The sequence below is a fragment of the Croceivirga lutea genome (assembly GCF_014235875.1).
GTDB lineage: Bacteria > Bacteroidota > Bacteroidia > Flavobacteriales > Flavobacteriaceae > Croceivirga > Croceivirga lutea.
Genome location: NZ_JACJUK010000001.1, coordinates 321,293 through 345,857, shown reverse-complemented (window position 1 = coordinate 345,857; position 24,565 = coordinate 321,293). Strand labels below are relative to the sequence as shown.

The following is a 24,565-nucleotide window of genomic DNA, read 5'->3' as shown; positions in this document are numbered from 1 at the left end:
ACTTAGAATCATTTAATCAAAAAATTCAATTATGATGAACCAAACAACACTAATTTATGATGGAAGTTTTAACGGCTTTCTTACTTGTGTATTTCAAGCTTTTGATGAAAAATTGAAACTTGTAGCTATTCAAAAGAATAAACAAGTACAAAATGAATTATTTTCTGAATCCACTACAGTCTTTACCAATATTGAACAAGCCAAACGGGTTTGGACTGGTATTCGGAATAAAAGTTTTAATGCTATATCAACTATTTATTTTGCTTATTTAAGTGAAAATGAGGGTGTTGAAATGATGCTTTACACCTACATTAAAAAACTAATGGCCAAAAGGGGTACGCAGGTAGATTTTTCTGACGAAACAATTCTCTATATCCATCAATTAGCAAAAAAAGTAGGTAGAGAAAAACATAGAGTGGAAGCTTTTGTTCGTTTTCAATTAACTAAAGACCAGATATATTTTGCAAATATTGAACCTGATTTTGATGTTTTACCCTTGATATCTAAACATTTTAAAAATAGATATGCTGACCAACAATGGTTGATATATGATGCTAAACGCAATTATGGTATATTTTATAATCTTGATGGTGTCGAAATTGTCTCTTTAGACATAAAAGAACTTCATTATAACAGAACACAACAGTCTAATGTATTTACTAGTGGTGAGTATGCATATCAAGAATTATGGAACAACTATTTTAAAAGCACCAATATTAAATCTAGAATAAACCGAAAATTACATACGCAACACGTACCAAAACGCTATTGGAAGTATTTGTCTGAAAAGAAAGAAGCTGTGTAAATGTGTAAATTGGTTACTTTATTCTAGTGCTTATTTACTGCGCTCACCAACAAATTGGTCACTCTTGTTTTTGAACAATACATTAAAACTGGTTAAGGAACCATAAATACGAGTGATGTATTGTTGTAAATCAACTTTCTCTTGGTCATCAAGATTTTTGCTGCTATTAATTTTTTGTTCCATTACTCGTATACGGTCTCTAACCATTACAATTTTATGAAAAAAGGTAGCAATAGGTATTTCTTTACTGGCCAGATTATCACCAGGTTCTAAAATCATTTTTCCTCCTTTCCATTTATCTGCAATAGCCACTTTTTCATGGGTATCTCCCCATTTTTTAAGAATGTCTACTAAGGAAGATTCTACATCAAACAAACTAACGGTATCTAAATCATCTTCAGAAGTTTCTATTACTTCAAATTCTGCATCTAACGCAATGGTTTCCAAACCATTATCAATAAAGGTTACCCAATAATGTTGAGAAGATACGTTGGTAACCACACCTTTGCCATATTCTGAATGATTAATACGGGAGCCTATACCTAATAATTTCATGTTTTATTTGTTTGATTTTACGTTAACAGCTAACGCTAAAACTAAGCAATTGTTATGAGCTTTTTTTCCTCAAAATTGAAGTTTTAGTTTGGAGTTTTTCTTAAAAAGCTGTTTTAGAACCTATTAGAATATTCGATTTTTTATTTTTTTTCGAATGCCAGAATAGTTTTATAAAAATCTTTATAAATAGCTTTTGCATCAATTTTATGATAAAATTCAATTGGCCTATTACCACTATCCCTTGAAGTGGTGAAAGTGGTTGTTTCTGAAAAATCAGGATTTATATATGCCGCTATTAATGCAAGGTCCCATAAAACACGACTTCTTCTGCCACTATCTATATGGTCAACCCATCTTTTTTGTAAGTGCTTACCCAAAAAATGGTTCCCAATTTTTTCCTCTACCTCTTCAAAGCTTATTTGCATTGCTGAAGCTACACTTACAGGCATAATGTGTATGTCAACCTTAGATTCCAAAATATAATCTAAAGCATACGAGTCCATTAACGGATTAAAATCATTTCTTTTTACAATCTTTTTATCAAAATCTACTGTTGTACCCAACCAGTACACATTAAGTTTAGATGCAATTTCAGGAGCTATAAAAACGGCTGAGGCTACATTGGTTAAGGCTCCCAACACTAAAATATCTAGTCTTTCTTTAGATTTTGCTTGGCGTATTATCTCATACGCAGCAGCCGTATGCTGAGCACGGTCTCCCCAATCATACATTCTAGCAGGTGCTCCTCTATATGTTTTAATAGCTAAACCCAATTCACCCAACAATTGTTGATTTAACCGGTGACTATTTTCCATTGAGTTTTCTATCGTCCAATGACTTGTTTGCCAATGAGCAGCGTTTAACGCGGTAACTTCCACAGAAGGTTCAATAAGAATTCGTGCTAAAGCATACAAATCATCAACTTCGTTACCTGTATCAGCATCTACTATAACTTGTCTTTTTTGACTAAATCCTAAAAGCGAAATACCTAAAAATAGAAATACTACTAGCTGTTTCATAAATAAACCTTTGATTTAAAAATACTAGAAATCCTTTATAAAAAGACAACCTTTAGCTGCTTCATTTTTAACATTCAAAAACGTATTTTTGAAGTTTTGCTATGAATTCATGATTAACTACGAGGAAAACATCGAAGTACGGGGTGCCCGGGTGCATAATCTCAAGAATATCGATGTCACCATACCACGTGAAAAATTGGTTGTTATTACAGGCCTTTCTGGCAGCGGAAAGTCCTCTTTGGCTTTTGATACTATCTATGCTGAAGGGCAAAGACGCTATATTGAAACGTTTTCAGCTTATGCCAGACAGTTTCTTGGTGGCTTAGAACGCCCAGATGTTGATAAAATTGACGGCCTTTCACCGGTTATTGCTATTGAACAAAAAACAACTTCTAAATCTCCTAGATCTACCGTTGGAACAATCACTGAGATTTATGATTTTTTACGGTTATTATTCGCAAGAGCAGGTGACGCATATAGTTATGTTACTAGAGAAAAAATGGTTAGCTATAGCGATGAACAGATTAAAAATCTGATAATTGAAAGTTATAAAGACAAAAAAATCAATGTTTTAGCTCCTGTAATAAAATCTAGAAAAGGCCATTACAGAGAACTATTTGAGCAAATTGGCAAACAAGGCTTTGTTAAGGTAAGAGTTGACGGGGTAATTGTAGACCTTGTAAAAGGCATGAAGGTTGACCGTTATAAAACACATGATATTGAAATTGTAATTGACCGTTTAAAAGTAGGTCAGGGTGATGATTTTGATAAACGTTTAATGGAATCTATTAATACAGCCATGTATAGTGGCAATAATGTGTTAATGATTCTAGAAGAAGGAGTAAATGAACCTCGGTATTTTAGTAGAGATTTAATGTGCCCAACTTCGGGTATCTCTTATCCTACACCAGAACCCAATACGTTTTCCTTTAATTCACCAAAAGGCATGTGCACAGAATGTAACGGTTTAGGTCATGTATTTGAGGTTAACGAGAAAAAAATCTTCCCTAATAAAAAACTTTCCATCAAAAATGGTGGTGTTGCCCCTTTAGGAGATTTTAAGCGTTCTTGGGCCTTTAAACAGTTAGAAACTATTGGGCAACGTTACAATTTCACCTTAGAAACACCAATTGAAGAGCTATCTAGTGAAGCTATGAATATCATTTTAAACGGTGGTAAAGAAAGTTTTTCTGTCAATTCTAAGACACTTGGTGTAAAAAGGGATTATAAAATTGATTATGAGGGTATTTCAAACTTTATAAAAACACAATTTGATGAAGCCAATTCTACATCAATAAAACGATGGGCTAAAGAGTATATGGATAAAAATACTTGCCCTGTATGTAAAGGCTCGCGTCTGCGAAAAGAATCTCTCTATTTCAAAATCAATGAAAAAAATATAGCCGAGTTAGCACAGATGGATATTGTAGAGCTTTCTACGTTTTTTAATCAGTTAGATGCAGAGTTATCTGGTAATCAAAAGATAATTGCCGAAGAGATAATTAAAGAAATTAAGGCAAGAGTTGGATTCTTATTGGATGTTGGTTTAGATTATTTATCATTAAACCGTGGATCCAAAACATTATCTGGCGGTGAGGCACAACGCATACGTTTAGCTACTCAAATTGGCTCGCAATTGGTAGGTGTACTTTATATTTTAGATGAACCTAGTATTGGTTTACATCAACGAGATAACGAACGATTAATAAAAAGTTTAGAGTCGTTAAGAGATATTGGTAATTCTGTAATTGTAGTTGAACATGACCGTGATATGATTGAAGCTGCAGACCATGTTATTGATATTGGTCCTAAAGCAGGTAAACACGGTGGGCAAATAATTTCTGAAGGTCCACCTTCAGAGCTCAGTTCTCATAACACGCTAACCGCTGACTACATTTCTGGGGCAAAACAAATTGAAATTCCAGGGAAAAGACGAAAAGGAAGCGGTAAAAAAATTACACTTTCTGGTTGTACTGGGCATAATCTTAAAAATGTTACCGTTGATTTTCCATTAGGTAAAATGATTGGTGTTACTGGGGTTTCGGGCAGTGGAAAATCTACTTTAATAAATGAAACCCTCTACCCTATTATGAACGCTCATTATTTTAATGGGGTTAAAAAACCTATGCCTTACAAAAAAATTAAAGGCTTAGAGCATATTGATAAGGTAATAGACATTAATCAATCACCTATTGGCAGAACACCGCGTTCTAATCCTGCTACTTATACAGGGGTTTTTAGTGAAATTAGGTCGCTATTTGCTAAAACTACTGAAGCTACTATACGTGGATATAAACCAGGTAGATTTAGTTTCAATGTTGCTGGTGGTAGATGTGAAACTTGCCAAGGTGGCGGTCTCAAGGTTATTGAAATGAATTTTTTACCTGACGTTTATGTAGAATGTGAAACTTGTAATGGTAAACGTTTTAACAGAGAAACCTTAGAAATTAGATATCGCGGTAAATCTATTGCTGATGTTTTAGAAATGACGATTAATGAAGCGGTTGATTTCTTTGAAAACATACCTAAGATTTATCGTAAACTAAAGACTATTAAAGACGTTGGGCTGGGTTATATATCTTTAGGCCAGCAATCTACTACGCTTTCTGGTGGTGAAGCGCAACGGGTAAAACTAGCTACAGAACTTTCTAAAAGAGATACAGGAAATACCTTTTATATCTTAGATGAACCTACAACTGGGTTACATTTTGAGGATATTAGAGTACTTATGGAAGTACTTAATAAATTAGTAGACAAAGGAAATACCGTTTTAATTATAGAACATAATTTAGATGTTGTTAAAATGGTTGACTACATTATTGATATTGGTTACGAAGGTGGTCGAGGCGGCGGTATGGTTGTTGCCAAGGGTACACCTGAACAAATCATCAAAAACAAAAAGAGTTATACGGCAACATTTCTAGAAAAAGAATTGGAACTTGCTAAAAAATCAATAAAAAAAGTAATTTAAAATAATGGGATATAATCAACACCATAAAGGTTGGAACGAGATAAAAACTAACGATTCATGGGCCATTTTTAAAATAATGGGTGAATTTGTTAGTGGTTTTGAACGTATGAGTTTAATAGGTCCTTGCGTTTCTATATTTGGTAGTGCAAGAACAAAACCAGGAGAAAAATACTACGATTTAGCAGTAAATGTAGCCAAACGCATTGCTGAAGCGGGTTACGGTGTTATTACCGGTGGTGGACCGGGAATTATGGAAGCTGGTAACAAAGGTGCTCATGAAGCGGGTGGTACTTCTGTTGGTTTAAATATTGACTTACCGTTTGAACAACATGATAATCCGTTTATTGATTCTGATAAAAGCCTTGATTTTGACTACTTTTTTGTTAGAAAAGTAATGTTTGTAAAGTATTCTCAAGGTTTTGTAGTAATGCCGGGTGGTTTTGGAACATTAGATGAGTTGTTTGAAGCTATGACTTTAATTCAAACCAATAAAATACACACCTTCCCTATTATTTTAGTTGGTAAAGAATTTTGGGGTGGATTATTAGATTGGATTAAAAACACCATGCTAGAAGCTGGTAATATTAGCCCTCAAGATTTAGATTTGATTCATTTGGTAGAAACGGAAGATGAAGTGGTTGAAATTATTGATGCTTTCTATAATGGCCGCACATTAAGCCCAAACTTCTAATGCACAACGTTAAAATATTATCCAAATCTTGGTTGCTGGTTGTTGTTGTTCTAGCTGTTAACTTTTCTTCAAAAGCTCAGCATATTAATGAACTTACCGCAACTTTAGACCATTCCAATAAATCAATTTTAGTTCAGCAGAATTTTACGTATGTAAATACTTCAGGTGAAAGCTTACAAGAATTGTATTTTAATGATTGGAACAATGCCTATTCCAGCAATACCACTCCCCTAGCTAAAAGATTTGGCGAAGATTTTAATAGAAGTTTGCACCTAGCCAAACCAGACGAGCGTGGATATACCAAAATAACAAGTATAGTACGAGCAAATTATAGTGGTCTAGATTGGCAAAGGACTAAAAATCAAGATATTGTAAAAGTTACTTTAAATGAAAGCTTGGATCCCAAGGATTCTATTCAGCTGTTCATGACCTATACCTTACGAATACCTGACGATAAGTTTACCAAATATGGTTATGATGATAATGGCAACTATTTTTTAAAAGACTGGTATCTATCTCCTGCTGTTTATAACAAAGGTTGGAAATTGTATTCCAATAAGGGTTTAGAAGATTTATATACTGAACCAACCAATACCATAATAAGTTTCATTTTTCCGAGTCAATACCATGTTGCCTCTAACTTTAAAACATCATCGGTAAGTGAGTTTCCAAGAGGTAAACAGGTGATTTTACAAGCCGAGAATCGAAAGAATTGTGACGTTGTATTAACCAAAGCCAAACAATTTGTTACCCATTCTACCAACTATCTAACGGTAACCACCAATCTAAATATTTCGAGATTTGATAGAATTTCACAAGGAATTTCTATTGAAAAGGTTTCAAAATTTTTAAGCGAAAATTTGGGCAATTTTCCGCACGACAATTTGTTGGTAAGTGATTTAGCATATAGTAAAAATCCATTATACGGTTTAAATCAACTTCCGTCATTTGTACGACCATATGATGAGCAATTTCAGTTTGAATTAGCATTTCTAAAGACTACCCTAAATACGTTATTGCCAGAAAGTGTGTATTTAGACCCAAGAAAAGAACGTTGGGTTAATGATGCTATAGCTTACCATTTAATGATAAAGTATGTTGAAGATTTTTATCCTGATGAAAAACTTATGGGTAAACTCTCAAAAATTTGGGGTATTCGTGGTTTTCAATTAGCAAAAAAAGACTTTAACGAACAATATTATTGGCTTCAAATGTTCTCCGCCCGAAGTAATATTGACCAAGCGTTGAATACTTCTAATGATTCCTTGATTGTTTTTAATCAAAAAATAGCTAACAGATATAAAGCCGGTTTAGGTTTAGAATATTTGGGTGATTATATAGGATTTGAAAAAGTAGAGAATATTATTTATGACTTTTATGAGCGCTATAAACTAAAACCACATGTAGGTGTTCAAGACTTTAAAATGGTTTTAGACAGCTATGCTTCTAAAAATATTGATTGGTTTTTTGATGAGTATGTAAATACAAGAGACAAAATTGATTATAAGATTAAAAAGGTTGAAAAAACCGAAGATTCTATCACCTTTGTACTTAAAAACAAAAGAAAAACCAACTTTCCTATTTCTTTATTTGGATTGCAAAAAGACTCTGTGGTTTCTAAATACTGGTTTTCAGATGTAGATTCTACTAAAACGTTCACTATTCCTAGAAATGGAGAAGATAGATTAGTATTGAATTATGATAAAATTATTCCAGAATACAATCAAAGAGACAATTGGAAAACGTTAAATGGCTTCTTTTCTAGTAATAAGAAACTTCAATTCCGCTTTTTTAAAGATGCCGAGGACCCGTACTACAATCAGATTTTCTATGTTCCAATAGCCAACTTTAATATCTACGATGGCATTACCCCTGGAATGCGTTTATACAACAAAACATTTGTTGAAAGAGCATTTACCTATGACATTTCTCCAACCTATTCATTTAATGAAAAAACTATCGTAGGGGGCGCTAGTCTACGTTATCGTAAATATCACGGTAAAAGCGGCCATTATGTTACTAATGTTTTTTTAAGTGGTGGCACCTCTCACTTTGAAGAAAATTCTAGATTTACTACGATAACACCTGGTTTTAGTTTGGGATGGCGACCAGACGATTTACGTTCAAACAAAAGACAATTTTTACAATTTAGATATAGAAATGTTTTAAGAAGCATTGGTGAAAATGTTCTTAATAATCAAGAAATTGATTTAGACTTAGAAAACAATCCAGACTATAGTGTTTTAAATCTGCGCTATATTAATAGAGATAACAATATTATTGATTACAAAGCCTCAGTTTTAGACCTTCAACATTCTAGTGAATTTACCAAGCTATCAATGGAGTTAGAATATCGTAAACTCTTCATAAGCAATCGGCAACTTAATCTACGGTTTTATGCGGGCAAATTCTTGAGAAATAAAACCAATTCTGATTTCTTCAGCTTTGCCTTAGATAGACCCACAGATTATATGTTTGACCTTGGATATTTAGGACGTTCAGAAACTTCGGGTCTTACGAGTCAACAAATAATCATTGCTGAGGGCGGATTTAAATCACTTTTTGATGACCAATTTGGTAGTGATTGGATTGCTACTACCAATGCTAGTATAAACGTATGGCGTTGGATAGAATTATATGGCGATGTTGGCTTTATTGGGGACAGAGGCGAATCAGCGCGTTTTGTGTATGATTCTGGTATACGATTGAATCTAGTTACAGACTATTTTGAATTGTATCTACCCGTATACTCTAACAAAGGTTGGGAAATTGCACAGCCAGATTACGAAAAAACAATTCGTTTTATTGTGACAGTATCACCAAGAACTTTAGTAGGTCTATTCACTCGTAAATGGTTTTAGTTAAAATATTCGTAATATTTAACTACTGAAAATAGTCAAAATTACACATTTGTCATTTATTTCATTATTTTTTGAGGTATTCGTAAAAAATATTAGTAATACGGAATATAAATTTGTCAAGTTTTCTATATTTTTGCAGCAAAATAAAAACTGCTATGCAAACAGATTCTCAGACTAGCAAAAATCTATCTTTTGATGAGTTTAAAACGCAAATCTTAAATGATTATAAGGTTGCAGTTGTTAGTAGAGAATGTAGTTTATTAGGTCGTAGAGAAGTACTCACAGGTAAAGCTAAGTTTGGAATATTTGGAGACGGAAAAGAATTACCACAAATTGCGATGGCTAAGGCTATTCAAAATGGTGACTTTAGAAGTGGATATTATAGAGACCAAACATTTATGATGGCCCTTGGAGAACTAACACCAGAAAACTTTTTCCATGGGTTATATGCCACTACAGATATTAATTTAGAACCAATGAGTGCAGGTAGACAAATGGGTGGCCATTTTCTAACTCACAGTTTAAATGAAGATGGTACTTGGGTTGATTTAACCGCACAGAAAAACAGTAGCGCGGATATTTCTTGCACCGCGGGTCAAATGCCAAGATTATTAGGCTTAGCACAGGCTTCTAAAATTTATAGAAATGTAGAAGGTATAGACCAAACCAACTTCTCTAATAACGGTAATGAAGTTGCTTGGGGTACCATAGGTAACGCAAGTACGAGTGAAGGCCACTTTTTTGAAACTTTTAATGCTGCCGGAGTATTACAAGTTCCAATGGTTTTAAGTATTTGGGATGATGAGTACGGTATATCTGTCCCTGCAAAATATCATACTACTAAATCTAATATTTCAGAGGTTTTAAAAGGATTCAAAAGAACTGAAACTGAAGATGGTTATGAAATAATAGTTGTTAAAGGCTGGGATTATACAGCGTTAATTCATGCCTATGAAAATGCATCCGATATTGCTAGAGAACAGCACGTACCAGTATTAATACATGTTACAGAATTAACACAACCTCAGGGCCATTCCACCTCAGGGTCCCAAGAGCGTTACAAATCTGCTGAACGTTTACAATGGGAGAAGGATGTTGATTGCAATAAAAAATTCAAAGAATGGATTATTGAAAATCAAATTGCAACCTCTGAAGAACTCAAAGACTTAGAAAAAGATGCAAAAACCATAGTTAGACAGGCTAAAAGAAAAGCCTGGGCAGAGTTTTTAGGCCCCATTATAAAACAAAAAGAAGAATTACTTGGCTTGCTAAAGGCAGCAGCTTCAAAATCAGCAAACAAAGTTTTTGTTGAAAAACTAATAACTGAATTAGAAGCCAAGACTGAGCCAATTAAAAAAGATGTGATTTCTATTGCTAGAAAATCTCTTAGGTATTTTGCCAAAGAAAACACTAATGAAAAAAACAATTTAGAGCAATGGGTAAATACCTTTCTTAAAAAAGAACAGCCTAATTATAGCTCTAATTTATATTCAGATTTACCAACATCAGCAATAAATGTTCCTGCAATTGCCCCAAAATATAATGATAGTCCAGAAATAGTTGATGCTAGAATTATCGTAAGAGATAATTTTGATAAAATCTTTAAAAAATATCCAAATACATTAGTTTTTGGTGAGGATACCGGTAGAATTGGTGATGTGAACCAAGGCTTAGAAGGCTTACAAAAAAAATACGGAGAATTACGTATTGCTGATACAGGTATACGGGAAACCTCTATCATAGGCCAAGGTATTGGAATGGCTATGAGAGGTCTTCGCCCTATAGCAGAAATTCAATATTTAGACTATATCTTATATGCGCTGCAAACGTTAAGTGATGACTTAGCAACATTACGTTACAGAACGGTAGGTAAACAAAAAGCACCTTTAATTATTAGAACAAGAGGTCACAGACTAGAAGGTATTTGGCATTCGGGTTCACCAATGGGTGGTTTAGTTAATTTACTACGTGGTATTTATGTATTAACACCACGTAATATGACTCAAGCTGCTGGCTTCTACAATACATTGCTTAAAAGTGATGAACCTGCTTTAGTAATTGAAAGTTTAAATGGCTACCGTTTAAAAGAGCCAAAGCCAACAAATCTTGGTGAATTTTGCGTTCCAATAGGTAAAGTTGAGACCTTAAAGGAAGGTAAAGACATCACTTTAGTTTCTTATGGTTCTACGTTAAGAATTGTGGAGCAAGTAGCTAAGGAATTATTAGAGGTTGCTATTGATGCAGAAGTTATTGATGCTCAATCTTTACTTCCTTTCGATATTAACCATGATGTACTTAAAAGTGTAAAGAAAACCAACAGGCTACTTATTATTGATGAAGATGTGCCTGGTGGTGGTTCTGCATATTTAATGCAAGAAATTGTTGAAAAACAAGGAGCTTATAAGTATTTAGACAGTGCTCCTCAAACTTTAACTGCTAAAGCACATAGACCAGCTTATGCCACAGACGGTGATTATTTTTCTAAACCTAATGCCGAAGATATGTTTGAAAAGGTATGTGAAATAATGCATGAGGCTAATCCAAATAAATATCCGCTAATACGATAAATTAAAAAAGCCCCAATTTCTTGGGGCTTTTTTAATTCTTAATTTTTAATTTCTGGTTTATCATTCATCATTGTTTGTACTTTAGGATTTCCGTCAGCATCTATTTCAATAATATTATCGAATCCTAATTCATCTAGTTTTGATATTATTTTAGCTCTATCACCTACCATAAACCAATTTACTTCTTCAGGTTTAACTACTTCTGAGCTTACCTTTTTAATGTCTTGCAAAGAAAGATTTCTAACATTCTTATCAAACGTTTGGTAATAATCATCTGGTAAACCATAGCGAACCATGTTTCGTATAGAACTGTTCACACTGCTATTGGTTTCCCATTGTCCTGGTAATTTTAACACTTGATTGGTCTTTACCTTGTCTAATTCTTCTTGTGTTGCTGGTTTTGCTCCAACAAACTGATTTATCTCTTTACGTAATTCAGTTACAGATTCCGCTGTTTTGTCAGTCTGTACTGGTGCATATAAAATAAAGGGTCTCGCCTCTTTTGAACCCAAGACAAAACCGCCTGCACCATAAGACCAATGCTTATCTTCTCGTAAATTCATGTTAATTCTAGAGGTGAAGTCACCACCTAAAATGCTTACCATTTGTTCTAACGCAACTTCTGAAACATCTCCATACTTTTCTGTAAGGTTTCCTGCAAGAATTACAGATTGTTGAGATTCTGGCCTATTCATGAGGTATAACGTGTTTTTACTTGTGGCCTTAGGTTCAGAAAATGGTATTGTTGGCACATTACCTTTTTTCCACTTACCCAAACTTTTCTCGAGTTGAGATTTGAGGTCTTTCATTTCCACATCTCCAGTTACAATAATTGTGGAGTTGTTAGGTTTGATCCAAGTATCATAAAAGGCAACCATATCATCTCTTTGAAGCTTTTCAACAGTTTCTGTATACCCTGAACCTGTATACGGATTACTGTAAGGGTGATTTTCTCCATACAAGTATTTATTCATAACTCGTAAAGCCATTGAGATGGGTTGTGACTTTTCTTGATTAATCGTATTAAGCTGTTCACTTTTAAGTCGTTCAAATTCTTGCTCAGGAAAAACGGGTTGTAGTACAACTTCTGAGAATAAATTTAAACTGGCATCTAAGCTCTGTTTTAAAGTAGTCATATACACATTAGACTGGTCTTCATTCGAAAAAGTGTTTAACGTGGCTCCTAATAATTGTAGCTCTTCGCTAATTTGTAACGCAGACTTGTCTTTTGTGCCTTCATCCATTAAATTCATGGCTAACTCTGCCGTACCTGCACTAGATAGGTAATCTGTTTTGTAACCTGCATCAGTAACTAAATTAATTACAACTGTAGGAACTCCTTCACGTTTGGCTAATACCACATTTAAACCGTTAGATAATTTTTCACGCTGTAAATCTGGAAAACTGGATTGTTTTTGAGGTCCTAAAGCTGGTAATTTGCTTCGGTCTACTGTAGTTTCATCTACCCCATATTCCGGAAAGGGTTCACAAACTAAAATATGCTTGCCTTTAGTCAACCATTTTTCTGCGGTTTTTCGTAAGTCTTCTATTGTGGCATCTTGAACGTACTGTAGCTTAGTTTTATAATAATTTGCATCTTCATGATAGGTTTCGTTTGAAGCTAGTATATCTGAAACACCACCAAAGCCTCCAATACGCTCTAATCCTTTAATAAAGCTCGCAAAATAGTCAGCTTTTACTCTTTTTAATTCGGCCTCTGTTGGACCTTCTTTCACAAATAGAGCAATTTCTTTTTCTAATTCTTTTTGGAGTTGTTCAGCATCTTTACCTGGTTTAACATTTAACCAAGTCACAAAATTACTAGCAATTTCACTCGAGGCTTGAAAAGCAACTACAGAACTGGCAGATTGGTCATCATAGATAAACTTTTTATAAAGCCTAGAGTTTTTTCCATTAGTTAGAATAGAAGCAATTAAATCAAAATGTAAATCTTCTTTAAAACCAAAAGGAGGAGAATTCCATGCAAATAAAACCCTTGTTTCTGGGACTCTATCTTGATATACCTGATAAGAATCATATTCCTTAATTGGGATATTCACCTCTTGTCGTTCTACAGTTGGCCCAGACGGTATGTCACCAAAATAATTAACTACTTTTTGATACACTTCCTCAGGATTAACATCTCCAGCTACAGCAACAACAGCATTGGCAGCCCCATAATAGCCTTTAAACCATTCTTGTACATCTTCTAATGAAGCGGCATTTAAATCTTCCATTTCTCCAATTACTGTCCATGAATACGGATGCCCTTTTGGATACATGGCTTTGGTCATATAATCCCATTGCATACCATAAGGCTGATTTTCGCCCTGTCTTTTTTCATTTTGAACAACACCACGCTGTTCATCTAATTTAGCTTGGTCAATAGCCCCCAACAGGTGACCCATACGGTCAGATTCTAAAAACAACACTTGGTCCAAAGCAGCTATTGGAACATTTTGAAAGTAATTGGTTCTATCTGTATTTGTTGTACCATTTAAATCTGTACCACCAATACGCTCCAGTGCTTCAAAATAGTCTTTGTTGTAATTTTCGCTGCCGTTAAACATTAGATGTTCAAATAAATGGGCAAACCCACTTTTACCTGGTTTCTCATTCTTAGAGCCAACATGGTACCAAACATTAACGGCGGCAATGGGAGCTTTGTGGTCTTCATGTACCAAAAGTGTTAAACCGTTTTTTAGCACATATTTTTTGAAAGGAATTTCAATGTCATCTGCTTTAAATTCAAAATCTTGAGCATAAATAGATGCCATTACAAAGAACGCCATGAGCGTTTTAAAAACATAATGTGGTTTCATAATTAAATTTTTGATTGATTTATTACAGTTCAATATAGTGAATTGTTGTGTATTGATTTTCAACGTTTAAAGGATTTTATCACCTATTGTTGGATTTGAAATTGTTCCTTTTGCAATTCTTTTTGACATGACTCAAATTAATGCCTATTTTTAATGCAACTAACTAACAATTTTCCCCTAAAATGAAAAATAATTCATTAACTCATGTAGGACTAGCTGTTCTCAGAATTGTTCCTTCGCTTTTAATGTTAACCCACGGTTATCCTAAATTTCAGAAGCTAATATCTGGAAATTTTGAATTCGGCAATCCTATTGGCATAGGAGCTGCTCCATCTTTATTTTTAGCCGTTATTGGTGAAGTTATTTGTCCTATTCTAATAATCATTGGTTTAAAAACCAGATTTGCAACTATTCCCGTAATAATTACTATGCTAGTAGCTGCAGTAATTGTTCATGGTGCAGACCCAATAGGTGTTAAAGAAAAAGCGTTATTGTACTTAGCTTTCTTTGTATGTATCTTATTGCTAGGTCCAGGTAAATACAGCTTAGATAAACGCTAAACCGTTTTAAATAACAACTCTTTAAGTAACTCTTTTTGATGCATGTTTTGGGCACCAACGCCCTTGCTTTTTAAATCGAGTTCACGTAATTGCGCAATTATCTTACTAACTACTTTCATTGGATAATTACGTGCGGCTATTTCGTATTCTTTTACAAAGTAAGGATTAACCCTGAGCACAGAGGCCACATTACGTTGCGATTTATCTTTTAGTCCATGGTATTGCAATAGTTGTGTAAAGAACGATTGTAAAGTACCTATGGTTACTACAAAAGGATTATCCTTTGGGTTTTGAGAAAAATAAGCAATAATTCTGCCTACCTTGGTAATATCTCTTTCTCCGATAGCCTTTTTTAATTCAAAATTGTTGTAGTCCTTACTAATACCAATATTTTCCTCAACTGACTCAGGAGTAATATATTTAGTCTCTTTTTGTGAAAGAAAAAGTTTGTCAATTTCATTACTGATTTTCCCAAGATCTGTTCCTAAAAATTCAACCAACATTACAGATGCTTTTGGATCAATAGTAAACCCCTTACCTTTTGCAAACTTGGTTACCCAATCTATAACTTGATTTTCGTATAACTTTTTACTTTCAAATACTACTCCATCTGATTTTAAAATTGCTTTGTACAAGCTTTTGCGCTTGTCTATTTTCTTAAACTTATAACATACAACTAATATAGTTGTAGGTTGCGGGTTTTCTGCATAAGACGCTAATTGTTCAATTGTTCTAGATAAATGTTGAGCTTCTTTAATGATAACAACTTGGTGTTCTGCCATCATTGGATAACGTTTAGCATTAGCAACAATATCGTCTATTGAAGTGTCTTTACCATAAATAACCATTTGATTAAAACCTCTCTCAGCTTCAGTAAGTACATTATTAGCTATATAGTCAGTGATAGCATCAATAAAATAAGCTTCTTCTCCCATTAAAAAATACATAGGTTTTAATGCTTTCTTTTTAATATCTCTAAGAATATTTTTAGCCTCTTCCATTTAGTAAAGTTTCCTCAAATTTGCATATGGTTAAATTGAATTTTCCAGAATACAATCTAAGAATCAAAAATAGCGAAAAGGGACTCCAAATTTTTGATATCGTAAGAAGAAAATTCGTAGTTCTACAGCCAGAAGAATGGGTGAGGCAACATGTAGTTCATTTTCTTAAAGATGTGAAGAAATTTCCTTTATCCTTAATTAATGTAGAAAAACAATTTAAGCTTAAAAATTTAAATAAAAGAATGGATGTTGTCGTCTATAATTCAGATGGTTCCATACATGTTTTAGTAGAATGTAAGGCTTTTGATCAACCCATTACACAACACGTTTTTGATCAAATTGCACGGTATAATTTAGAAATAAAAGCTGACTATTTAATGGTCACCAATGGTATAAATCATTATTATGCAATTATGGATTACAACAAGGAAAAATATACTTTCTTAGCTGATATTCCTGATTTTAGCCGTTAATTTGCCCTCGTTTTGAAATTAGCAGTTGTAATACTAAATTGGAACGGAGCTTCTTTGCTTCAACAATTTTTACCCTCAGTACTTAAGTATTCTGAAGGTGCAACCATTTGGGTTATTGACAATGCTTCAACTGATAATTCTTTGGAAATTTTACAAACTAATTTTCCTTCTGTTCAAATAGTAAAATTAGATAAGAATTACGGTTTTACAGGAGGTTATAATTTAGGTTTAAAGCAAATAGATGCTGACATTTATTGTTTATTAAATTCAGATGTTGAAGTAACCAAGAACTGGACAAGCCCAATTCTTGAATTATTTACCTTACGTTCAGACGTTGCTATTATTCAACCCAAAATCTTAGACCATAAGCGAAAAGACTATTTTGAATATGCAGGTGCGGCTGGTGGTTTCATTGATAAATTAGGTTTTCCTTTTTGTAGAGGTAGAATATTTCAAAAATTAGAAAAAGACCATGGACAATACAATGATGTTCAAGAAATATTTTGGGCTACAGGGGCTTGTATGTTTATAAGAGCTGAGGTTTTTCATAAACTTCAAGGTTTTGATGAAGATTATTTTGCGCATCAAGAAGAAATAGATTTATGTTGGCGTGCGCAAAACAAAGGGTATCATGTAATGTATAACGGTCATGCAAGTGTTTATCACCTTGGCGGTTCTACCCTATCCAATATGAATCCCAAGAAAACATTTCTGAATTTTCGAAATTCATTGTTTTCCATCACTAAAAATTTACCCGCTAGTAAGGCTTTCCCAATAATATTTTCAAGACTAATCTTAGATGGTATTGCTGCTTTACGGTTTCTTCTACAATGGAAACCAAAACATATGTTTGCCATTTTAAAAGCACATTTTAGCTTTTATAAGAACTTCAGAAAAATGTACAAAAGAAGAGAAAAGGCTAATTTTCTATTAAAATATTATCTTGTAACATCCATTGTGTGGTTACACTTCGTAAGTAAAGTGCAATATTTTAACAATTTAGTAAAAGATTAACGATAGGTAACTACCAACAGTTTTGAATTTACATAATTTTGAATGGATATTTTAAAATAATCTACAAACAATTAATACTTTAATTTACAACGAGTTATGAAGAAAATTTTTATAGGTATACTTGGTATGGCTGTTTTGGCGACTTCTTGTGTATCGCAAAAAAAATACGCTGAACTAGAAGCAAAAAATAAAGAAACAGAAGACCTTTTAAACTCTGCAACAGTTAAACTTAACGACTGTTTGGAGGAAAAGGCAACCGCTACCTCAAAATTAGCTTCTTTAGAATCTGAAAATCAATTTTTAAAATCAACAAATCAAGGTTTAATTAAGCAGATTGGTGATATGACCACCTTGACTGCTCAAGGTGCAGAAAATCTTGAAAAATCTTTAGAAAGTCTTCAAGAAAAAGATTTAACAATTAGAAAACTACAAGATGCAGTAACTAGAAGAGATTCTGTAAACTTATCTTTAGTACAAAGCTTAAAAGGAGTACTTGGAAATCTAGAAGATGAGGATATTGAAGTTAGTGTTGAAAAAGGTGTTGTGTTTGTTTCTATTTCAGACAAATTATTGTTTAGAAGTGGAAGCTACCAAGTTACTTCTGAGGCAAAAGCAGTATTAGGTAAAGTTGCAAAAGTAGTTAACAACAAACCTGATTTTGAATTTATGGTTGAAGGTCATACAGACAATGTGCCTATTAAAACCGGTGCTTTGCAAGACAACTGGGACTTAAGTGTAAAACGTGCCACTTCTATTGTGCGTATTTTACAAAACGATTTTGGTGTAGACCCAGTTAGAATGACTGCTGCTGGACGTAGCTATTATGTACCTTTGGTAAGTAATGATACTGCTGCTAATAGAGCACGTAACAGAAGAACAAGAATTGTTGTATTACCTAAGTTAGACCAATTCTATAGCATGATTGAAGATGGTATGAAAGACCCTGCTATTGGTGGTTCTGGAAAATAATCTACTTTAACAAGATATATATGAAAAGGGAAAGCACTAGCTTTCCCTTTTTTATTAGATACTTTTATAAATAATCAATTGAACCTTTACCTTCTCTGATAATAGTTACCTCCCCTTCTGACAAGTCTACCACTGTGGAAGCCACATTATCACCATAACCTCCGTCAATAACACAATCTACTTTATCTGCCCATTTTTCATAAATTAATTCTGGGTCAGTAGTATATTCAATAACTTCATCTTCATCATAAATAGAAGTGGAGACTATTGGGTTACCTAAAGCTTCAACAATTGTTGTAATAATATTGTTATCTGGAACCCTTATTCCCACTGTCTTTTTCTTTTTAAAAGATTTAGGAAGATTATTATTACCTGGGAGAATAAAGGTATACGGTCCGGGTAAATTCTTTCTAAGAATTTTAAATGTTGCCGTGTCTATTTGTCTTACATAATCTGAAAGATTAGATAAATCTGCACAAATAAAAGACCATTTCACTTTTTCTAGTTTAACGTTTTTTAACTGTGCCAATCTATTCATAGCTTTTTGGTTAGTTATATCACAACCTAAACCATAAACTGTATCTGTCGGATAGATGATAATTCCATCATTTCTTAAGATGCTAACCACTGCTGCAATCTGTTTTGCATTGGGGTTTTCTTCATATAACTTTATAAATTTTGCTTTTGACATCTTTATACCGAATAATTCATTTCCTATATAATTTGTAAGAATTTTAATCGTTTTAACCACTAAACACCCCCAAATACACCTAACCATGTTTACCATTAGAGGTAGAATACTAATAGCATTTTTACTATTATCAATCTTAGCTGGACCTTTAATTTATTTTTCTATTCATTCTTTAGAAAAAGTAAATCATGCAAAAGACCTTAGAGAAAAGGTAGTTATTTTTAATGTAAATCGTTTAAAAGCGTATACTTCATTTTCTAATGTATTGGACCAAGATTTTAGGAATGTAAAGTTTTATAAAGATAGTACCACTTTTGGTATAAATGAATTTTATACCAATACTACATCGGGCAAAGAAATTCTTTTTCAATTAAATGGGCACGTTTTTGAAAGTAACAATGTGATAGAAAAACGAGTTAATAAACTAAAAACTCATCTTTTAAATTTTGAGTTAAAATTCAAAGAAACCGTACAAAATCAATTAACTAGGGGCTATAGGGATTATGGTACAGAAGGTGAAATGCGATCTATTATACATGAAATTGAAGAGAATTCGGGAAACATCTCTATTGCGGAAATTCTTTCAATTAGAAGGCGTGAAAAAGATTATTTCTTGCGCAATGATACTATTTATGTAAACCTATTAAAAGTAGAAATTGATACTCTTAAAAAAAGACTACAAGAAGATTTAGAAAATAATTCTCCAGTTTTAGCGAAACTTGATGCCTATCATACATTATTCAAAAATATTGTTTCTCTCGAAACCAAAATTGGGAATCAAGAAAGTGGATTAATTTCTGAAATCAATACTATAAACCAAAACTTAGATACAGAAGCTACTAAGCTATATGATATAATTAGTGAAGATTACAATATGCTGATAAGTAACATTACTACTTATTTAACGTTACTATCCATTTTAACACTTGTTTTTGGGATACTTTTTGCAATACTATTCTCCTCATTTATTGCTAAGCCAATCAATGATATGATTGAAGATATGACCGAATTTTCAAGACGAGGATTTAGGGGTAAAAAACAGTTAAGCTCCAAAACCAATATTAAAGAAATTAAGCAATTAACTAGATCTTATAATCAGGTAATTAATAAAATTCGTTCTCAGATAAATGTGTTGAATAAAAAAAATTACGAGCTCAACTCATTAAATTACAGGCTTTTAGAATCGGAAAAAGAATTAAAGGATGCTTCAAAATTGAAAGACAAATTTTTTTCAATTATCTCACATGATTTAAGAGGACATACAGGAAATGTACTTTCGTTAGCACAAATTCTAAATCAAGACGAAAGCATAAGTGAACAAGAAAAATCTGTATTTACTAAATATCTAATAGACTCTTCTCAAAACCTTCAATTATTATTAGATAACCTTTTAAATTGGGCAAAATCTCAAATGAATGACCATGAGATTTCAAAAAGGTCTTTCTATATTTCGAATTTAATAACTCATAATATTGAATTGTTTCAAGAGAATGCGTTGAGAAAAGGCGTTTCAATTACTTATGATCAATCACTAAACCCAAAGGTCTATGCTGATAAGAACATGATTGATTTTGTAATTAGAAACTTACTATCAAATGCTTTAAAGTTTACCTCAAAAGGAGACCATATCTTGTTTTCTATAGCAGAAAAACAGCATAACCTTGAAATTGTAGTTAAAGATACTGGGGTTGGAATGACCCCTGACCAAATAGAAAAACTGCTGAATACAGAAGAGGATTCATTTACTACAAATGGAACGAACAATGAAAAAGGTACCGGTTTAGGATTTTCTATTTGTTTAGATTTTATCACTCGTAATAATGGGAATATTAAAATAAACTCAGAAAAAGGAAAGGGAAGTGAATTTATTTTTACCATACCAAAAACTCTTTCAAAAGACACTGTCTTATTTTCTTTGAGTAGTTAAAACTATCTTTTTATGTTCTTAATTCTTCCGTTCTTATACATATCTGCAATTTCTGCGGTGGTTAATACATAAATTAAATCTGAATAATTTTCTTTTTTATCAATCTTATATATACCTGATTGTCGCTCTACTTCATAATCATTGTAATTTACATACATACTATCTTTAAAAACATTGGCAACTTTAAATGTAGAATAATAATTAGTCGCTGTTTTAAATGTATAGATATCGTACATAGCTGGTTTTGTAACCATTTCTGCAACCTTAGCGTTATTTTGCGAACTACTGTAAATACCAAAAGCTATTAAAAGGGCTATAATTGCTAAACCAGAATACTTCCAAATAGGTGTTCTTACATTTCCATTAAAATTCTTGTATTCTCTTTTGCCATCTTCTCCTAGTTCTTTTTTCTTAAATCCCTTATGGCAATGTTGACATTCAAAAACTCCGGTTCTACCTGCAGGAAACAGTGGAATCCAAAAAACATGAACATGTCTACTAAATACACTAGCTGTTAGTTGACCTTTAGTAGTGCAATGCGGACAAACAGCTGTTGGTAAAGGTTTTGAATCTAGGTGAGTTGAACGCGTACCGTAAATAATCATTAGTTTGGTTTTTCTTTCAAACGAATAAGTAATTGGTTTTATTTCAACCGTTTAATCCAGTATTTCCAATTTAGCAAAACGAAGAAGTAGTTTTTTTACATCACCAGAATCAAATTGTATTTCAACTTTTTTATCACTACCTATACCTTCTAACTTTAAAACTTTTCCTTGGCCAAATCGTGAATGATTGACCCTAACCCCTACTACTAAATTTGGGTCGACAGTAACCGTGTTGTTTGTTGGTTCAGATAAATTAGGTTTTATTTTTCTGAGCTTTCGTAATTGATTTTGGTTAGGTTGATTGCCTTTCGGGGGTGTACCATTTGTGGGTTTTACTTGTCGTAATTTACTTTTGTCAACTTCTCCCCAAATATTATCATTAAGCATAGATTTATAGCGATAACCATCATTTATAGGCGTTTGATTATCAACAAATTTATCATCTATTTCCTCTAAAAATCTGCTAGGTTCTGCATCAATTAATTTACCCCAACGGTATCTATTTTGAGTGTAGGTTAAATAGGCCTGTTTTTCTGCTCTGGTAAGCGCAACGTAAAACAATCTGCGTTCTTCTTCTAGCTCTTTTCTTGTGTTCATACTCATTGCAGATGGAAATAAGTCTTCTTCCATACCAACAATATAAACGTAAGGGAATTCTAATCCTTTTGCTAAATGTATCGTCATTAAAGCTACCCTATCATCATCTTCAACATCTTTATCCATGTCTGTAGCTAAAGCAACATCTTCAAGAAATTCAGTTAAATCTCCTTTAGCATCTGCAACCTCTCGTTGCCCTTCTACAAAGTCTTTGATACCATTTAAGAGCTCTTCAATATTTTCCATTCTGGCAATGCCCTCTGGAGTTCCATCTTTTTTAAATTCTAACAGCAATCCGGTCTTCTTTGAGACATGTTCGGCCAAAGTAAATGCGTCTGAGTTTTCATTCATTATCTGAAAACTCTTAATCATATTTACAAAGTTGGTTAACTTATTTTTTGTTCCCGTATTTATGGCCAGACTAATCTTATCTAGATTCTCCATTACCTCAAAAATTGAACGCTTGTAATGGTTTGCCGCAACGGTTAATTTATCTAAGGTTGTTCCACCAATTCCTCTGGCGGGAAAATTTATTACCCGTTTAAGCGCTTCTTCGTCCTTAGGGTTTATAATTAGACGTAAATACGCTAATACATCTTTAATTTCTTTACGCTGATAAAAAGATAAGCCACCATAAATACGGTAGGGAATATCTTTTTTTCGAAGAGCATCTTCTATAGCCCTAGATTGGGAATTTGTTCTGTATAACACAGCAAATTCTCCATTCTGCAGTTGTTGTTGCATTTTGTTTTCAAAAATAGAACTGGCTACATACCTTCCTTCCTCTGCATCTGTTACACTGCGATTTATAATAATTTTTCCGCCATAGTCATTAGAAGTCCATACTTCTTTTTCTAATTGGTCTTTATTATTTGCAATGATTGAATTTGCCGCTTCTACAATGTTTTTGGTAGACCTATAATTCTGTTCTAAACGATAAACTGCAACATCTTCATAATCTCGTTGAAAATTTAAAATATTACTAATATTTGCACCTCTAAATGAGTATATACTTTGCGCATCATCACCAACCACACAGATATTTTGAAAGCGGTCTGCTAAGGCACGTACAATTAGGTATTGACTATGATTGGTGTCTTGGTACTCATCAACCAAAATGTATTTAAAACGTTCTTGATACTTTTTTAATACTTCTGGAAACCTATTTAAAAGCTCGTTGGTTCGCAGTAATAAATCGTCAAAATCCATTGCTCCAGCTTTAAAACATCTATCTACATAATTCTGATAGATTTCACCCATTCTTGGGCGTTTAGCCATGGCATCGGCTTCCATCAATTCTGGATTTTGAAAATAAGCTTTGACTGTTATCAAACTATTTTTGTAAGAAGAAATTCGGTTTTGAATTTGTTTGTATTTATAAACATCTTTGTCTAACCCCATTTCTTTTATAATGCTCGCTATAAGTCGCTGAGAATCTTGGGTATCATAAATAGTGAAATTGCTTGGGAAACCTAATTTATCACCATCATAACGTAATAATCGAGCAAATATGGAATGGAAGGTTCCCATCCATAAATTTTTAGCTTCTGAACTACCAACTATGGTAGCAATACGTTTTTTCATTTCACGTGCTGCTTTGTTGGTAAAGGTTAATGCAAGAATATTAAAAGAGTCAACACCCTGCTCCATTAAATGTGCAATTCTATACGTTAAAACTCTTGTTTTACCAGAACCTGCACCTGCAATAACCATTAACGCTCCATCTTTATGGAGCACGGGTTTTAGTTGTGCTTCATTTAACTCCTCTAAATACGACATAATTTTTTCCTCATCTCAAACTGTGAAATTAGCTAAAACTCCCTTTTTACTAAAATGAACCTAACAATAGTTTTAAACAGTTAAATAAGAATACTTCCTTTTTAATATATTTACCGGCATGAAAAGTAACGTATCACTGCTCGTTGCGCTAATTTCTTGTCTATTTATTTATGCTCAAGAAAAAAGTGCGGGGCCAATTTTAGAAAATTATGGTAAAGTTTGGACCATTGAAAATCCAGATTTTAAAACTCCTTTAGACACTGAGTATAAAGTGGTTTTTGACATTATGAATTCACCAGAAGACCTTACTCAGCGTAATGCATCTATCGAAACTGCTGCAAGGTTTTTAAATATGCACGCCCAAAGTGGAGTCCCCATTGAAAATATGAAAGTTACCTTAGTAGTGCATAACAAAGCTTCTAAAGATTTATGTACTAATGATGCCTACAAAGCCAGATATGGTGTCGATAATCCAAATATTGAAATGATTCAAGACCTGTTGAATGTAGGTGTTGAATTTATTTTTTGTGGACAATCATCACTATCTAGAAACTTTCCTATGGAAGATATTCAGCCTGGTGTACAACTTGGTCTTTCAGCTATGACAGCCTTAATTCAGTTACAAAACCAGGGCTACAGCCTAATTAAATTTTAATTT

Annotated in this window: 18 protein-coding genes; 11 read left to right on the top strand and 7 right to left on the bottom strand. The window is 33.2% G+C overall.

What is annotated here, in order from left to right; genetic code table 11:
- Nucleotides 1-31: 31 nt before the first annotated feature.
- Nucleotides 32-805: a TIGR03915 family putative DNA repair protein gene (locus H5V42_RS01595; RefSeq protein ID WP_313792111.1), complete on the top strand. Its 774-nt coding sequence runs from the start codon at nt 32-34 to the stop codon at nt 803-805.
- A 30-nt stretch (nt 806-835) separates the two neighbouring features.
- Here H5V42_RS01595 and H5V42_RS01590 read toward each other — a convergent pair whose 3' ends face one another.
- Together H5V42_RS01590 and H5V42_RS01585 are read right to left on the bottom strand one after the other, a co-directional pair.
- A complete protein-coding gene (locus H5V42_RS01590; RefSeq protein WP_185781363.1) occupies nt 836-1,360 on the bottom strand; it encodes a hypothetical protein in 525 nt (174 codons plus the stop codon).
- A gap of 140 nt (nt 1,361-1,500) precedes the next feature.
- Entirely contained in the window at nt 1,501-2,379 is an 879-nt protein-coding gene (locus H5V42_RS01585; RefSeq protein ID WP_185781362.1) for a nucleoside hydrolase, read from the bottom strand.
- A 109-nt stretch (nt 2,380-2,488) separates the two neighbouring features.
- Here H5V42_RS01585 and uvrA point away from each other — a divergent pair, with 109 nt between their 5' ends.
- The 4 genes from uvrA to H5V42_RS01565 all read left to right on the top strand — a co-directional run bounded on the left by uvrA (nt 2,489) and on the right by H5V42_RS01565 (nt 11,469).
- Nucleotides 2,489-5,350, top strand: a complete 2,862-nt coding sequence (gene uvrA / locus H5V42_RS01580; RefSeq protein WP_185781361.1) for an excinuclease ABC subunit UvrA — start codon at nt 2,489-2,491, stop codon at nt 5,348-5,350.
- Nucleotides 5,351-5,354: 4 nt separating this feature from the next.
- Nucleotides 5,355-6,041, top strand: coding sequence for an LOG family protein (locus H5V42_RS01575; protein ID WP_185781360.1), 687 nt, complete (start codon nt 5,355-5,357; stop codon nt 6,039-6,041).
- Nucleotides 6,041-8,902 (top strand): metalloprotease, encoded by a 2,862-nt coding sequence (locus tag H5V42_RS01570; RefSeq protein ID WP_229665647.1) that lies wholly within the window; start codon nt 6,041-6,043, stop codon nt 8,900-8,902. The genes H5V42_RS01575 and H5V42_RS01570 overlap by 1 nt, the downstream gene beginning before the upstream one ends.
- A gap of 155 nt (nt 8,903-9,057) precedes the next feature.
- A complete protein-coding gene (locus H5V42_RS01565) occupies nt 9,058-11,469 on the top strand; it encodes an alpha-ketoacid dehydrogenase subunit alpha/beta (RefSeq protein WP_185781359.1) in 2,412 nt (803 codons plus the stop codon).
- Nucleotides 11,470-11,507: 38 nt separating this feature from the next.
- On the opposite strand, the gene H5V42_RS01560 is transcribed toward H5V42_RS01565, so the two are convergent.
- A complete protein-coding gene (locus H5V42_RS01560; RefSeq protein WP_185781358.1) occupies nt 11,508-14,291 on the bottom strand; it encodes a M16 family metallopeptidase in 2,784 nt (927 codons plus the stop codon).
- A gap of 182 nt (nt 14,292-14,473) precedes the next feature.
- Between H5V42_RS01560 and H5V42_RS01555 the strand changes: the two genes are divergently transcribed.
- On the top strand, nt 14,474-14,851 hold the full coding sequence (locus tag H5V42_RS01555) for a DoxX family protein (protein ID WP_185781357.1): 378 nt from the start codon (nt 14,474-14,476) through the stop codon (nt 14,849-14,851).
- Here the strand turns inward: H5V42_RS01555 and holA are convergent.
- Entirely contained in the window at nt 14,848-15,852 is a 1,005-nt protein-coding gene (gene holA, locus H5V42_RS01550; RefSeq protein ID WP_185781356.1) for a DNA polymerase III subunit delta, read from the bottom strand. The two genes, H5V42_RS01555 and holA, sit on opposite strands and share 4 nt — an antisense overlap.
- 26 nt (nt 15,853-15,878) lie before the next feature.
- Between holA and H5V42_RS01545 the strand changes: the two genes are divergently transcribed.
- The 3 genes from H5V42_RS01545 (at nt 15,879) to H5V42_RS01535 (ending at nt 18,308) form a co-directional block, all read left to right on the top strand.
- The gene (locus H5V42_RS01545) at nt 15,879-16,325 is read left to right on the top strand and encodes a type I restriction enzyme HsdR N-terminal domain-containing protein (RefSeq protein ID WP_185781355.1); all 447 of its coding nucleotides are present in this window, start codon (nt 15,879-15,881) and stop codon (nt 16,323-16,325) included.
- A 12-nt stretch (nt 16,326-16,337) separates the two neighbouring features.
- Nucleotides 16,338-17,339, top strand: a complete 1,002-nt coding sequence (locus H5V42_RS01540; RefSeq protein ID WP_185781354.1) for a glycosyltransferase family 2 protein — start codon at nt 16,338-16,340, stop codon at nt 17,337-17,339.
- Between the two features lie 96 nt (nt 17,340-17,435).
- Nucleotides 17,436-18,308 carry an OmpA family protein gene (locus H5V42_RS01535; RefSeq protein ID WP_185781353.1) on the top strand — a complete coding sequence of 291 codons (873 nt, stop codon included), beginning with the start codon at nt 17,436-17,438 and terminating at the stop codon, nt 18,306-18,308.
- Between the two features lie 64 nt (nt 18,309-18,372).
- On the opposite strand, the gene H5V42_RS01530 is transcribed toward H5V42_RS01535, so the two are convergent.
- The gene (locus H5V42_RS01530) at nt 18,373-18,999 is read right to left on the bottom strand and encodes an L-threonylcarbamoyladenylate synthase (RefSeq protein WP_185781352.1); all 627 of its coding nucleotides are present in this window, start codon (nt 18,997-18,999) and stop codon (nt 18,373-18,375) included.
- An 85-nt stretch (nt 19,000-19,084) separates the two neighbouring features.
- Here H5V42_RS01530 and H5V42_RS01525 point away from each other — a divergent pair, with 85 nt between their 5' ends.
- Nucleotides 19,085-20,926, top strand: coding sequence for a sensor histidine kinase (locus H5V42_RS01525; protein ID WP_185781351.1), 1,842 nt, complete (start codon nt 19,085-19,087; stop codon nt 20,924-20,926).
- Nucleotides 20,927-20,928: 2 nt separating this feature from the next.
- On the opposite strand, the gene H5V42_RS01520 is transcribed toward H5V42_RS01525, so the two are convergent.
- Nucleotides 20,929-21,531, bottom strand: coding sequence for a hypothetical protein (locus tag H5V42_RS01520; RefSeq protein WP_185781350.1), 603 nt, complete (start codon nt 21,529-21,531; stop codon nt 20,929-20,931).
- Nucleotides 21,532-21,582: 51 nt separating this feature from the next.
- A complete protein-coding gene (locus tag H5V42_RS01515) occupies nt 21,583-23,907 on the bottom strand; it encodes an ATP-dependent helicase (protein ID WP_185781349.1) in 2,325 nt (774 codons plus the stop codon).
- A gap of 118 nt (nt 23,908-24,025) precedes the next feature.
- Here H5V42_RS01515 and H5V42_RS01510 point away from each other — a divergent pair, with 118 nt between their 5' ends.
- Nucleotides 24,026-24,562 carry a DsrE family protein gene (locus tag H5V42_RS01510; protein WP_185781348.1) on the top strand — a complete coding sequence of 179 codons (537 nt, stop codon included), beginning with the start codon at nt 24,026-24,028 and terminating at the stop codon, nt 24,560-24,562.
- Nucleotides 24,563-24,565 lie beyond the last annotated feature (3 nt).

Bases quoted from the DNA above. Each gene is read 5' to 3' on its own strand.
- H5V42_RS01515 (WP_185781349.1), bottom strand. From the start codon at position 23,907: ATGTCGTATTTAGAGGAGTTAAATGAAGCACAACTAAAACCCGTGCTC.
- holA (WP_185781356.1), bottom strand. From the start codon at position 15,852: ATGGAAGAGGCTAAAAATATTCTTAGAGATATTAAAAAGAAAGCATTA.
- H5V42_RS01565 (WP_185781359.1), top strand. From the start codon at position 9,058: ATGCAAACAGATTCTCAGACTAGCAAAAATCTATCTTTTGATGAGTTT.
- H5V42_RS01520 (WP_185781350.1), bottom strand. From the start codon at position 21,531: ATGATTATTTACGGTACGCGTTCAACTCACCTAGATTCAAAACCTTTA.
- H5V42_RS01570 (WP_229665647.1), top strand. From the start codon at position 6,041: ATGCACAACGTTAAAATATTATCCAAATCTTGGTTGCTGGTTGTTGTT.
- H5V42_RS01535 (WP_185781353.1), top strand. From the start codon at position 17,436: ATGAAGAAAATTTTTATAGGTATACTTGGTATGGCTGTTTTGGCGACT.
- H5V42_RS01590 (WP_185781363.1), bottom strand. From the start codon at position 1,360: ATGAAATTATTAGGTATAGGCTCCCGTATTAATCATTCAGAATATGGC.
- H5V42_RS01585 (WP_185781362.1), bottom strand. From the start codon at position 2,379: ATGAAACAGCTAGTAGTATTTCTATTTTTAGGTATTTCGCTTTTAGGA.
- H5V42_RS01530 (WP_185781352.1), bottom strand. From the start codon at position 18,999: ATGTCAAAAGCAAAATTTATAAAGTTATATGAAGAAAACCCCAATGCA.
- H5V42_RS01510 (WP_185781348.1), top strand. From the start codon at position 24,026: ATGAAAAGTAACGTATCACTGCTCGTTGCGCTAATTTCTTGTCTATTT.
- H5V42_RS01560 (WP_185781358.1), bottom strand. From the start codon at position 14,291: ATGAAACCACATTATGTTTTTAAAACGCTCATGGCGTTCTTTGTAATG.
- H5V42_RS01555 (WP_185781357.1), top strand. From the start codon at position 14,474: ATGAAAAATAATTCATTAACTCATGTAGGACTAGCTGTTCTCAGAATT.
- H5V42_RS01575 (WP_185781360.1), top strand. From the start codon at position 5,355: ATGGGATATAATCAACACCATAAAGGTTGGAACGAGATAAAAACTAAC.
- H5V42_RS01595 (WP_313792111.1), top strand. From the start codon at position 32: ATGATGAACCAAACAACACTAATTTATGATGGAAGTTTTAACGGCTTT.
- uvrA (WP_185781361.1), top strand. From the start codon at position 2,489: ATGATTAACTACGAGGAAAACATCGAAGTACGGGGTGCCCGGGTGCAT.
- H5V42_RS01545 (WP_185781355.1), top strand. From the start codon at position 15,879: ATGGTTAAATTGAATTTTCCAGAATACAATCTAAGAATCAAAAATAGC.
- H5V42_RS01525 (WP_185781351.1), top strand. From the start codon at position 19,085: ATGTTTACCATTAGAGGTAGAATACTAATAGCATTTTTACTATTATCA.